This window comes from Paenibacillus qinlingensis, assembly GCF_031455095.1.
Classification (GTDB): Bacteria; Bacillota; Bacilli; order Paenibacillales; family NBRC-103111; genus Paenibacillus_E; species Paenibacillus_E qinlingensis_A.
The window spans coordinates 19926-32475 of sequence record NZ_JAVDSB010000020.1 but is presented as its reverse complement, the minus strand read 5'-3'; the positions used below and the strand labels follow the sequence as shown (position 1 = coordinate 32475).

Annotated in this window: 10 protein-coding genes; 7 read left to right on the top strand and 3 right to left on the bottom strand. The window is 46.1% G+C overall.

All coding sequences use genetic code 11. From position 1 onward, the window contains the following. Nucleotides 1-31: 31 nt before the first annotated feature. The 4 genes from J2736_RS29870 (at nucleotide 32) to J2736_RS29855 (ending at nucleotide 5358) form a co-directional block, all read left to right on the top strand. Complete coding sequence (locus J2736_RS29870) at nucleotides 32-1432, top strand: Sapep family Mn(2+)-dependent dipeptidase (protein ID WP_310502233.1); 1401 nt, start codon at nucleotides 32-34, stop codon at nucleotides 1430-1432. A gap of 192 nt (nucleotides 1433-1624) precedes the next feature. Next, nucleotides 1625-2584, top strand: a complete 960-nt coding sequence (locus J2736_RS29865) for an ABC transporter permease (RefSeq protein ID WP_310502232.1) — start codon at nucleotides 1625-1627, stop codon at nucleotides 2582-2584. A gap of 26 nt (nucleotides 2585-2610) precedes the next feature. Then, nucleotides 2611-3531 carry a carbohydrate ABC transporter permease gene (locus tag J2736_RS29860; RefSeq protein WP_310502231.1) on the top strand — a complete coding sequence of 307 codons (921 nt, stop codon included), beginning with the start codon at nucleotides 2611-2613 and terminating at the stop codon, nucleotides 3529-3531. A gap of 177 nt (nucleotides 3532-3708) precedes the next feature. Then, a complete protein-coding gene (locus J2736_RS29855; protein ID WP_310502230.1) occupies nucleotides 3709-5358 on the top strand; it encodes an extracellular solute-binding protein in 1650 nt (549 codons plus the stop codon). A gap of 96 nt (nucleotides 5359-5454) precedes the next feature. Here the strand turns inward: J2736_RS29855 and J2736_RS29850 are convergent, their stop codons facing one another. Further along, nucleotides 5455-6027: a TetR/AcrR family transcriptional regulator gene (locus J2736_RS29850; protein WP_310502229.1), complete on the bottom strand. Its 573-nt coding sequence runs from the start codon at nucleotides 6025-6027 to the stop codon at nucleotides 5455-5457. A gap of 228 nt (nucleotides 6028-6255) precedes the next feature. On the opposite strand from J2736_RS29850, the gene J2736_RS29845 reads away from it, so the two are divergent. From J2736_RS29845 to J2736_RS29835, 3 genes are all read left to right on the top strand, one after another. Further along, nucleotides 6256-7752 carry a DHA2 family efflux MFS transporter permease subunit gene (locus tag J2736_RS29845; protein ID WP_310502228.1) on the top strand — a complete coding sequence of 499 codons (1497 nt, stop codon included), beginning with the start codon at nucleotides 6256-6258 and terminating at the stop codon, nucleotides 7750-7752. Between the two features lie 164 nt (nucleotides 7753-7916). Then, nucleotides 7917-9353 (top strand): SulP family inorganic anion transporter, encoded by a 1437-nt coding sequence (locus J2736_RS29840; RefSeq protein WP_397341950.1) that lies wholly within the window; start codon nucleotides 7917-7919, stop codon nucleotides 9351-9353. A gap of 75 nt (nucleotides 9354-9428) precedes the next feature. Next, a complete protein-coding gene (locus J2736_RS29835) occupies nucleotides 9429-10694 on the top strand; it encodes a voltage-gated chloride channel family protein (RefSeq protein WP_310502288.1) in 1266 nt (421 codons plus the stop codon). Between the two features lie 271 nt (nucleotides 10695-10965). Here the strand turns inward: J2736_RS29835 and J2736_RS29830 are convergent, their stop codons facing one another. Beyond that, nucleotides 10966-11658 (bottom strand): MBL fold metallo-hydrolase, encoded by a 693-nt coding sequence (locus J2736_RS29830; protein WP_310502227.1) that lies wholly within the window; start codon nucleotides 11656-11658, stop codon nucleotides 10966-10968. A gap of 121 nt (nucleotides 11659-11779) precedes the next feature. Beyond that, a complete protein-coding gene (locus tag J2736_RS29825) occupies nucleotides 11780-12493 on the bottom strand; it encodes a response regulator transcription factor (protein WP_310502226.1) in 714 nt (237 codons plus the stop codon). Nucleotides 12494-12550 lie beyond the last annotated feature (57 nt).

The window sequence follows — 12550 nt, the reverse complement described above, 5'->3', positions numbered from 1 at the left end:
AAGCGAATAGGGGAAAGTGGGAGGTATATCGATGATCATTGGGAAAGAAATTCACAAATATCGGGATGCGATTATCGCTGGTATTTCCGAACTTGTACAAATAAAAAGCATCAAAGCCACCCCGGAGCCGGGAAAACCGTTTGGCGCTGGTGTTGATCGTGCTCTGCAATACATGCTCCAACTGGCGGAATCGTTAGGGTTCGAGGTGACCAACGTGGACGGGTATGCGGGTCATGCCGAATACGGACAAGGCGAGGAAATCGCTGCAGTGCTCGTACATTTGGATACCGTAGAAGAAGGGGAGGGATGGACGTTCCCACCGTTTGGCGGCCTCATCGAGAATGGTAAGATAATTGGGAGAGGTGCGTCCGATAACAAAGGACCATCTGTAGTCGCTCTGTACGCGCTAAAAACGCTGATGGACTTAGGCATTACCGGCAGTCGCCGTCTCCGCTTAATCTTCGGTACGAATGAGGAGAGTGGCATGAGGGATCTCGAGTACTATTTCGAGAGGGAACAGCTTCCGGTTATGGCATTTGCCCCTGATGCGGGATACCCTATTTTCAATGTGGAAATGGGTAGTATGAACGTGGTGTTCTCGAGTGAACAAGAATCTGCTTCCACGAAACCGCAGCTCACGATTTTGTCTCTGAAAGGTGGGAACATGCTCACCCTGATTCCAGAGACCTGTACAGCTCTGCTATCACTCGCGCAACTTACCGACAATCAGGTGGCAGACTTTCACGATGCGGTCAACCTTCAGACCAATATGTCGTTCGTATACGACGATGAGGGTAGGCTAGTGCTAACAGCAGGAAGCGAGTTTCTGGCAGACTGTCTAACAGGCTCGCGAAATGCCATCGTGAATATGGTTGCTTTCCTAAGAGGGCAAGGCTTGACTACCAATTGGGATCCCTTCTTACATTTTCTTAATGAAAAGATTGGCGCGGAGAAAAGCGGACAGTCGCTTGGTATTGCTTGCAGCGATAGTGAGTCAGGCGCGTTGATCTTATTTTTACGCACCATTTCCTGTGATCTCCATCGAGCGGAATCACTAAGCAATATTCGGTATCCAGTCAGCCATGACGGCGCTGGGATATTAAGTACAGTTGCTGGCCTAGCGGGCACAAGTGGCATCCATACTGAACTGACACGACATCTACTTCCGGTATATGTGCCAGAGAACCATCCTGTCATTGTCCGGTTAAGCCGTGCGTACAAGAAAATGACGGGTGATGAAGCCGTGCTGCTGCGGATGGGGGCTGGCACCTATGCTCGTAAATTACGGAACAATGGTGTCGCATTCGGTGCGGGGCTGCCTGGTGGCGTTGACACCCATGTTCATCAAGCAGATGAGTTCGTCTTTATTGACGATATGATGCAACATGCCGAAATTTGCTTACAGGGTATGTACGAATTATGGATCGATTAACAAAAGCAAGGACTGTAAAGATAAAGTAAAGAAAACTAATAAAAAGTAAAATTTCTAGCATGTCAATCGTTTTAGCAAGGAAGTACACTTGCGATATGAGTAGAAGAATAGGCTGTGCAGTGAATGTTTGACAATGGAGGAAACGCATTCGGCTAAGTTACGGGGTTAGTATGTGAAGGAAGGAGCAAGGGTATGGAAGTACAATCTCAGAAACACCAAGTAATTGCACAGACGGACAGTAAACGAAGAAGTGCTTTTACAAAAGAGCTGTTCAAAAATTACGATTTGTACTTACTGCTTGTCCCAGGTATTATCTTTTTCTTTGTATTTTGTTATGTTCCTATGTTAGGGCTTGTCGTTGCTTTTAAAGATTATAACATCTTCAAAGGAATCCTCGATTCGGATTGGGTAGGGCTGCATCATTTCAAGGAGATGCTACAGATTCAGGATTTCTATCGGATCGTCCGCAATACGCTGCTACTTAACGTGCTAGGTCTCATAGTGGGATTCCCGGCACCCATTATTCTAGCGCTAATGTTGAATGAGATCAGAGCGAAATATTTTAAGAAAATATCGCAATCGCTTTTGTATTTGCCTCACTTTATGTCCTGGGTCATCATGGGCGGGATTATTTATAATCTGCTTTCCCCGAAATATGGGATCATCAATAGTATGTTGAGATTCTTTGGGATGGAAGAGATCTATTTCATGATCGATGAGACCTGGTGGGTCATCACCTACACGTTGTCCAGCGTATGGGCTGGAGCGGGATGGGGAACGATCATTTATCTTGCGGCAATGACGATGATTGATCCTTCTTTGTACGAAGCGGCTGTCATGGATGGTGCAGGCAGATGGAAGAAAATCGTACATATTACGCTGCCGGGCATCATGCCGACGGTTATTATCTTGTTGATTCTCAACATCGGTCATATGGTATCTATCGGTTTCGAGCATCCTTTTGCCCTACAGAATCCGGTTGTTACGAATATTTCGGAGGTCATTAGCACATACGTGTACTCTTCGGGGATCAAACAGGGGCAATTCGGCATTACAACGGCCATCGGGATGTCGCAATCGATTATTAATCTTATTCTTGTGCTTGGTGCGAATTATTTTGCCAAGCGTCTCGGTAAGGAAGGACTTTGGTAAAATTCGAACGAGTAGGGGGTAGAGATATGGCGGCTACTGCACAGAAATATGGAAATAGACGCAGCTTATTCGGCAAGTATTCGGGATGGGACGTTAGCTTTAACATCGTTAACTATTCCCTGCTAATCCTGTTCACCTTCATATGCATATTTCCCTTCATTAATACGATAGCTAATGCTTTTAGCTCCAGCCATGCCATACAGACGGGTCAAGTTGTGCTATGGCCAGTGGAATTTCAGCTTGATGCGATGAAATCGGTCGTTACCGATTCTAATATCATCAGGTCGTTAGGGGTAACGATTTATATCACGGTAGCCGGTACTGCACTTAATATGCTATTTTCAATTACAACGGCTTATCCCCTTTCAAGAAAGGACTTGAAGGGACGCAAATATTTTATGAATTTCATGATTGTAACCATGGTTTTCAGCGGTGGGATGATTCCCAGCTACTTGTTGATCAAGTCGCTCGGGTTGTTGAATAGCTTATGGGCGTTAATGCTTCCAGGTTTGATTAGCGCTTTTAATGTTATTATTATGAAAACATTTTTTCAGGATCTCCCTGAAGAGTTGCGCGAGGCGGCCGTCATGGACGGCTGTGGCAATTTGCGATACTTAGCACAGGTGGTGCTTCCTTTATCTGGTGCCGTATTGGCAACGATCTCTCTGTTTTATGCGGTTGGTCACTGGAATTCCTATTTTGCTGCTGTCTTGTACATCGACGATTCGGCGCTCTATACGTTACAAGTGAAACTGAGGAACATTTTGCTGCTGGCCCAGATGGATACTTCTCTGGAAACGATGCAATCCTTGGATAATCTCAACGTCATTGAGGAGTCTCTGAAAGGAGCTACGATTGTCTTCGCTACGGTTCCGATTCTCATCGTATACCCTTTCCTGCAAAAGTATTTTGTGAAGGGCTCGTTCCTCGGTTCAGTTAAAGGATAAAGAATAAAGTTGATAACAAAAAAACTAACAAAATGTCAAAATTATCGAATAGAATCGCATATTGATTGCGCCTATATTTACAATGCAAGCGCTTAAGTAGATATATTCCCAACAAGATGTGGGTCAAATCCCAGTTCAACGAGTAGGCTTGAAAATGAAAACTAGGGAGGAAGCAGTATGGTAAAGGTGTTTAAAAAAGGGGTATTAGGAAGTATGACGGCTATGCTCATGCTTTCGGGTTTCTTGGTTGCCTGTTCCGATAAGGATGGAGGAGCAAGCACAGCAACAACTTCACCTAGTGGCAGTAACGCAGCAACACCAAGCAAGGAACCTGAAAAACCAGCCAAGATCCGTGTCACCTTATGGGATCGCGCTAATGCGCCAGAGGGGCAGAACCTGGGTAATAACCCAATTATTAAATATGTCATCGATGAGACGAAGAAGGTTGGCCTCGACGTGGAATTCGTTTCCCTGCCTAGAGCGCAGGAATCGGAGAAACTGAACGTATGGATGGCATCCGGCGAAGCACCTGACGTTATTCTAACCTATTCCATGGATACGATTTTCAAATACGCGGAACAAGGCGGATTATGGGAGTTGGACAGCTATCTTGCCAAATATCCGGACTTGATTAAGAATAACAAAGTCGCGCTAGACCAAGTAGGCATGTACAAAGGTAAGCGGTATGCGATTCCTGCTTTGAAAGCAAACACCTATTCAGGTCCTAACATGAAGATTCGTCAAGACTGGCTTGATGCGCTAGGGATGAAGATTCCGACTACGAACGAAGAACTTTATCAAGTGCTAAAGGCCTTTAAAGAGAAGGACCCTGGCAAAGTAGGAAAAGATAAAGTGATTCCATGGGCGCTCCCTGCGATCAACCAATCTATGAAAGCCTTCTATTATGGTCCAATGTTTGGCTTCGGCGTCAATATGGATGGTCCAAGTAATCAGTTCTATGCGCCAGATGGCAACTATAAGAACGGTGTCTTCACCTCCTCCGTTGCTACACCGGAAGGAAAAGCCTATTACCAATGGATGAACAAAGTGTACAAAGAGGGGCTAATCTCCAAGGAGTTCGTTACCGATGTGAGCTCACAGCAATTTACGCAACAGGTCAACAGTGGTGCTGCCGGCTTCGTGGACTCCAACGACACCCCTTGGAACCTGAATGTGGCTACACGTAAGTCGGTTCCAACAGCAACTTGGGTACCTGTAGAGCCATTCAAACGTCCAGATGGCACTCAAGTGATGAACAAGGTATCCGACTTCTCTATGCTTGTGGCTGTTCCGAAATCCAGTAAGAACCCGGATGCGGTTATGAAGTATCTGAACTGGATGGTTGAACCGAAGAATCTTGCGACCGTACAAAGTGGTATTGAGGGAGTTAACTGGAAGGATGACGGTGGTGTTAAAGTCCAGATTGATCCCGAACTGAACAAGAAAACCACGTGGGTATCACTTGCGGGAGATCTTGCTATTGTTCAACAAGGGGGACCTGCCTTAAACAAAGAACAACTGCTGAAGTCAGTAGCCCTCTCACTTCCAGATCAAAAGCAGCGTGAAGAGTATGCGAATTCATTCGTTCTTTATTATGATATTTTCAAAAAATTCGGCAAACCGAACACAGTCATCGACTCACCTCGTCCTGTAGCCCAGAAGACCGTTGCAGCCATCGAGAAGAGCCTGTATGAAGGGGTTTCTAAAGTCATTATTTCTACGGACTTCGAGAAGACGTATGCGGAGATGCTGGCTGCTTGGGAAAGAGCTGGAGGAAAAGATTACGACAAAGAGATAAGCGATGCTTATAAAACGATGAAAAAATAATAAGGTTCATGTAGGGGAGCGAACTGATTTCTGGTTCGCTCTTTTGTTGTTTCCTAACCCTTAGATAACAAATAACATGCCCGCATGTAGGGAGGATTATTCCCGTTTGGTCAGATGCAGGAGCTCCGCAAGCTGGGCAGACAGGAACTCTGGCGTGTAGGGCAAATCATTGCGAAGCCAGAAGACAATCGTGCCTATGATGGCCGAGGAGCCATACCAGATCGCGATATCGCGCTTAACGGTCAGCTTGGTGACTGCCTCCAGCTTGTCGATGCGACTGGTGATAAATTCAGCAATCAGCTTCATAAGCCTTTCTGTAAAGACAGGAAACCGCTTGGAAGCGAGCAGCGTTTTATAAAATCGCGAATTGTCAGCGATATGCTCTAGCATTTGGACGACGATCTGCATGTTAAAACCGGGAGGATCCGGCGCTTGCTTCAGGATAGCATCGATATCATTAATCATATCCTCTGCCAACCTGTCCATCATATCTGGAATATCGCGATAATGCAGATAAAAGGTGACGCGATTAATGGTGGCACGCTTCGCGATGCGATTGACCGTTATTTTCTCTAGTTCAAATTCCTGAAGCAATTCAATGAAAGCATCTCGAATTAATTGGCGTGTACGAAGTACTCGCGGGTCTATCCGTTGTATGTTGGTAGACATGAGTCAGTTCTTCCTCTCCACAAATGTTATATACGACAATTTCTTCGGGAACTGTGGATTATCTAATAGATAGACTACAAATCCATAGAAACTGTTAACTAATATACATATCTAAAAAAGCTGTTGCTTGTGAACATGAGGTTCAATGACTATAATACTATTTACATCGAGTTAATTATACAACACAATGTCTATTAGTTAGAAGTCGAATGTGAAAGGAATAATTCTATGAGTAAAATTGCAGCATTTGATCCAAGTTCTATTAAGAAAGGTCCCCTTCTCTTTGTTATGATTCTGGGGGCGTTCATTGCCGTTCTGAATCAAACGATTATGAGCGTTGCCTTACCGCCACTCATGGTCGAATTCAATATTGCCGCTTCAACAGGACAATGGCTGACTACGGGTTACATGTTAGTTAACGGTGTTTTGATTCCGATAACAGCGTTCCTCATGCAGCGCTTTACGACGCGGGAATTGTTCCAAGCGTCCATGATTATTTTCCTCATTGGTACCATTGTATCAGCTGTGGCGCCAGGCTTTGAGGTATTGTTGACGGGTCGTCTGATTCAAGCAGCTGGGGCAGGTATTATCATGCCGTTGCTTATGAATGTTATTTTGACAATCTTCCCGGCAGATAAGCGTGGAGGAGCTATGGGGATGGTTGGTTTAGCCATCATTTTTGCCCCTGCAGTCGGTCCTGCACTTGCTGGTTATATTTTGGAACATTATTCGTGGCGTACGCTTTTCTACGGCATCATTCCTATTGTTATTATCGTTATTGCTGTTGCTTTCTTGTATCTGAAAAATGTGTCTGAACGTCAGTATCCCAAAATTGATACGTGGGGTGCCATTCTTTCAACGATCGGATTCGGTTTCCTTCTTTACGGCTTTAGTAGTGCTGGCGGCAAAGGCTGGTCCAGCATGGAGGTCATCTTATCGATTGTTGTCGGTGTAGTTGCATTAATTTTGTTTACATGGCGCCAACTGGTCATTAAAGACCCACTTCTAGATCTAAGAGCGTTCAAGCATAACATGTTTACTTTGACCACTTTAATCAACATCGCTGTAACAATGGTTATGTATGCAGATATGATGCTGCTTCCGTTGTATTTGCAAAATGCTCGCGGCTATACCGCGTTGGAGTCTGGTATTCTTATGCTCCCTGGCGCATTGCTTATGGGCTTGATGATGCCAGTAGCTGGTAAGTTGTTCGATAAATTCGGAGCAAAATGGTTGTCCATTGTTGGTATGGTTATTACGATCATAACGACACTTGGATTCATCAATTTGACGGATTCTACAAGTTATACGTACCTAGTTCTCATGTCCACAGGACGACGTTTTGGTATGGCACTCTTCTTAATGCCAATCACGACAGCGGGGCTCAATCAATTGCCTGCTAGGCTGAATGCGCATGGTACTGCGATATCCAATACGATCAAGCAAGTAGCTGGTGGTGTGGGTACCGCACTATTGATTACGGTTATGACGACTAGAACCAAATCACATGTCATTGAGTTAATGACGGCAGGTAAAACGGCGACTGCTACGAAAGAAATGATTAAAGAGGCATCCATTCAGGGGATTAATGATTCTTATCTCGTTATTATTGGCATCGCGATTGTCGGCTTGGTGTTATCCTTTTTCATTAAACGTGTAGGTCAGGCAGAGGAAGTTGAACCAGAAGTCGTGACTAGTCGGAAATCGGTTAGTGTTTCACAGTAATAGAACGATATAACTTAGGAGCTTCTCCGTTTCATGGAGGAGCTCTTTATTTTTGCATAGAGGGATGTCGAACATTTGTGTATAATGAGACAAGTTGACGAACGGACCCGACTTTTCTGAGACTGAAAGGTCAAGAAACTTAAAGAAGGAGTGGAGACAGGTTGTTGGTTCAAAAGTTTAAAATGGCGTGGCTCTCTAACGTCCGTAAGGATGTACTCGCGGGCATAACAGTGGCTTTAGCGCTGATTCCAGAGGCGATTGCCTTTTCTATTTTGGCGGGTGTAGATCCGATGGTAGGGTTGTATGCATCCTTTTGTATTGCAGTTACGATTTCCATCGTAGGCGGGCGCAGAGGTATGATTTCCGCGGCTACAGGAGCTATGGCTTCGTTAATGGGACCTGTGGTAGCGAAATACGGAATTGAGTATTTATTTGCCGCGACAATACTAACTGGCGTACTCCAGTATGTGATGGGGGCATTGAAATTTGGGCGATTCATTACCTTTATCCCTCATTCGGTGATGACAGGATTCGTGAATGCGCTGGCCATTATTATTTTTATGGCGCAGTTTCCAAGCTTTGAAGGAGCGAATTGGCAAATGCCGCTGATGATTGCAGGTACGCTTGTGATTATCTATATACTGCCGAGATTCACGCAGGTTGTTCCTTCACCGCTCGTAGCCATTATTGTGATGACGATAATCTCGATGAGTCTGCATTTGGATCTTCGTACGGTGGGGGATATGGGCAAAATCACGCAAGAGCTGCCATTTTTCCATGTGCCGCAAATTGATTTCTCTCTAGAGATTATCTGGCGTATGTTGCCGTTCTCTTTAGCGCTCGCTGTTGTGGGTATGACGGAATCTTTGATGACGGCGACGATTGTTGATGAGATGACGGATACGAAAAGCGACAAAAATAAAGAGGTAAAAGGTCAAGGAATTGCGAACGTGGTCTCAGGGTTATTTGGCGGGATGGCAGGCTGTGCGATGATCGGACAAACCGTGATTAATGTGAAATCCGGCGGTAGAGCGCGATTATCTACGTTCGTATCTGGGGTATTCCTGTTATTCCTTATTCTCGTTCTCGGCGATGTCGTGAAGCAAATTCCGATGGGCGCACTTGTTGGCGTCATGTTCATGGTGTCAATCGGTACTTTCGATTGGAACTCGTTACGAACGCTCGCGAAAATTCCTCGGAGTGATGCGTTAATCATGATCGTGACAGTGGCTGCTGTTTTGGCAACATCTGACTTAGCGATTGGCGTTGTATCGGGTGTGATTTTGAGTGCATTGGTCTACGGGTGGCGGTCAGCGAAAATTAAGGCACAATCAACAATTGAGAAGAATGGCGCTAAGGTGTATCGTATTAAGGGACAGCTATTCTTCGGTACGATGGCGCATTTTGTTGAGCTTTTTGATTATAAAAATGATCCAGAAGAGATCATTATCGATTTCGCCTCGTCTCATGTTTGGGACCATTCAGCGGTGACGGCGATTGCCAAAACCATACAAAGATACGAGCAAATCAATAAAACCGTAATGATCATAGGCTTGAACGCGGAGAGCAAGCTTCTTATGGATCGAGTCGGAACACTGTAACACGAGGCCTTTCCACGAGAGGTGAGAATTACTTTGAATAATCGTCCCAAAGTGATAGATTTTGCAGCTAAATACATGCATGTTACCTTACTAGCTTCATTCGTAAAGTGGATTTGCTATGGCAGCATCGTTGGCATCCTAACGGGGTCAGCTTCAGCGCTTTTCCTCGTCAGTCTAGATTTGGTTACGGAGCGTCGAATTGCCTATCCGTGGTTGTTATTTCTTTTGCCTGCAGGTGGGGCAATCATGGCCTATATCTATTTGAAAATCGGTAAAAATGCAGGGAAAGGGAATAACTTGATCCTCGAACAGCTTCATGAGGGCAAGGAGAGGATTCCTCTGCGCATGGCGCCTTTGGTGCTCGTCGGGACCCTTGTCACGCATCTCTTTGGGGGATCAGCGGGTCGCGAAGGGACGGCTGTTCAAATGGGGGGAAGCTTAGCTGAATGGATAGGGCGCATCTTCCGAGTAGATGAGATGGATCGGAAAATCCTGCTCATGTGCGGCATCAGCAGCGGGTTTGGCTCCGTTTTTGGGACGCCGCTAGCAGGTACCATCTTCGCTTTGGAAGTGGCTGCAATCGGGATGATGAGGTACCAAGCACTGATTCCTTGTTTCATTGCTAGTCTGGTAGCACATCAGGTGACCATGGCGTGGGGGATTCATCATATTCATTATGCGATGGGGGCAGTCCCGTTGTTAACTGTAGGGGTTGTTCTCAAGGTAGTGATTGCTTCTATGTTATTTGGTGGAGCCAGTATCCTATTTAGCGAGCTTACCCATGGGATGAAAAAGCTCTATACGCGGTTATTCGCGAACCCGGTGCTGCGAGCATTTGTCGGCGGAATTGTGATTATCGCGCTTATTGCAGCATTCAAAACGAGGGACTATTTGGGGTTGGGCATCCCTTTGCTGCAGCAAGCTTTCGAAGCGCCAGTCGCTCATTTTGCCTTCTTGTGGAAGACGATTTTTACTGCGCTAACGCTCGGAGCGGGCTATCTCGGCGGGGAAGTAACCCCGTTGTTTGTTATTGGCGCTACGCTGGGTAATTCGTTGGCCGACCTGTTGGGGCTGTCCGCGCCATTCTTGGCTGCGTTGGGACTCATTGCGGTTTTCAGCGGCGCCACCAACACACCGTTGGCCTGCTTCATCATGGGCGTAGAGCTGTTTGGCTCCGAAGGGATCCTCTACATGTTTATGGCTTGCCTCGTGAGCTATCTGTTCTCCGGTCATTCAGGGATTTACACCTCACAGCGGATAGGATTGTCCAAATCGAGAAGACATGCTCTTGCCGAAGGGGAGACGTTGGCTTCGATTAAGGTGAAGAAGAAGGCAGAGTGAGTGAGCAAGCAAGCAGGTCGGCCTGAAGAGTAGATGTGTCTACTTCAGTTTTGTGAAATCCTCGTTTAGTTCGATTCTGCCGAACTAAATCGAGGATTTTTTGTGATACAAGTCCAATAGTCTGATTCTACCGAACTATTTCAGCATTTTCCTGGTGTAACGGGTGTTTGGAGCGATTTAGTTGGGCTATTTCGGACTAAATAGGATGTATCGACGCGCGTAGTGGGATTAGTTCGGCAAAATCGGACTAATAGGCGTGCCAGCGGCGATCCTACGCCCATTTGGCGCGAAACGCTTGCGAAGCGCTCGCAAGCAAGGGCTTGCCATGCCCGAAGCAAGCGGCATTGAATTCCGCCTTCCCTAGGCGGATCAAGTCCTGCCTCGCTTGCGAGAAGTTCTCGTGGCCGATGCTCCAGCCAAGGCCCATCATATTCGCCGCTGCATCCGCGGCAAACATCACGCCGCCGTGCTTCGGCAGCAGCAAGGCGATTTGCCCTGCGCTGTGCGCGGGAGCAGCGATCGTGTGCATACCAGCAGCGAAATCCAGCGTGGCATTCGCTTTCAAATAACCGTCGATAGCAAAGGTTTCTATCGGCGTTTCTTTGATGAATAAACGGAACAACAGTTTATTCATCAATCCAGGCGTGGCCGTCAGCGGACGCTGCGGCTGTCCTTTCTCCACGATCGGCGCATCCACTTCGCTGATATAGACCTTCACATGCGGAACCGCGCGCTTCAGTGCAGCTGTACCCCCTACATGGTCAGGATGGCCATGTGTAAGGAGAATGGTCTTCAAGTCAGAAGGCTTGCAACCGATGGCTTGGATCCCCTCCAAGATCTTAGGTGCACTTCCTGGCGTTCCCGTGTCAATCAGAATAAGACCGTCCTCCGCTTGGATCAAGTAAGCATTGACGGTCCCAAGTGGTAACATATAAACACCAGCAACAACTTGTTGAACTTTCATCTTCAAGTCCCCTCTTCCTAGGCCAACTAATAATTAGTTGAAAGTGTTTGCTCTTTTACAGTAAAAAGAACAAAAAAATAAGACCGAATCCAATCCAGGATCAGGTCAATATGTAAGTCGCTTAGATGACAAATTTATAGCCTACGCCCCATACGGTCTTAATATATTTTGGCTCTTTGGGATTGATCTCAATTTTCCTACGCAAATTCGTAATATGTACATCAATCGCCCGCTCGTTTATGTAAGAATCGAATCCACGTAGGGCATTAATCAGGTCTTCGCGGCGGTAAACCCGTTCAGGGTGTTCAACTAGCAATCGAATGAGTTCAAACTCAGAGAAGGTCATTTCGATCGATTCGCCTCGCACGTGCAAGGTTCGTTTCTCTAAATTAATCTGGAGCTCCATAGCGGGAACGGTAATCCGTTGGCGAATCGGGGCAGGATCAGCAGGTTGCTGCTCAGCGGGTAGTTCCTTTTTGAAGCGGCGTAAAAGAACTTGAATGCGGGCCTTCATTTCATGCATGCTGAATGGTTTGCATAAATAATCGTCGGCGCCAACGGTAAAAGCTTCGATTTTCTCACTGACTTTAGAGTTTGAGGAGATGATAATGATCGGAACAGGTGTAAGCCCTCGTAAGGAATTGCATAGCTCTGTACCTTCGAAGTCTGGGAGAATAAGATCAAGTAGAATCAGATCTGGCTGGAAATCATGTAGGGCTGTGAGCCCCTCCTGTCCATTGTGGCACCTGAGAACTAAAAAGTCTTCCTCTTTCAGATACATGCAGATCATCTCACCGATAATATCATCGTCCTCAATTAATAGAACTCTGTCCATTAGAAGTACCCCCTAACGCATAGTTTTCTAATTTGAATATCGTAAAAAGTGATGAGG

What these genes read in the sequence shown, in the direction of transcription:
- J2736_RS29830 (WP_310502227.1), bottom strand. Translation starts at nt 11,658, where the DNA reads ATGAAAGTTCAACAAGTTGTTGCTGGTGTTTATATGTTACCACTTGGG.
- J2736_RS29855 (WP_310502230.1), top strand. Translation starts at nt 3,709, where the DNA reads ATGGTAAAGGTGTTTAAAAAAGGGGTATTAGGAAGTATGACGGCTATG.
- J2736_RS29845 (WP_310502228.1), top strand. Translation starts at nt 6,256, where the DNA reads ATGAGTAAAATTGCAGCATTTGATCCAAGTTCTATTAAGAAAGGTCCC.
- J2736_RS29870 (WP_310502233.1), top strand. Translation starts at nt 32, where the DNA reads ATGATCATTGGGAAAGAAATTCACAAATATCGGGATGCGATTATCGCT.
- J2736_RS29850 (WP_310502229.1), bottom strand. Translation starts at nt 6,027, where the DNA reads ATGTCTACCAACATACAACGGATAGACCCGCGAGTACTTCGTACACGC.
- J2736_RS29825 (WP_310502226.1), bottom strand. Translation starts at nt 12,493, where the DNA reads ATGGACAGAGTTCTATTAATTGAGGACGATGATATTATCGGTGAGATG.
- J2736_RS29860 (WP_310502231.1), top strand. Translation starts at nt 2,611, where the DNA reads ATGGCGGCTACTGCACAGAAATATGGAAATAGACGCAGCTTATTCGGC.
- J2736_RS29835 (WP_310502288.1), top strand. Translation starts at nt 9,429, where the DNA reads ATGCATGTTACCTTACTAGCTTCATTCGTAAAGTGGATTTGCTATGGC.
- J2736_RS29865 (WP_310502232.1), top strand. Translation starts at nt 1,625, where the DNA reads ATGGAAGTACAATCTCAGAAACACCAAGTAATTGCACAGACGGACAGT.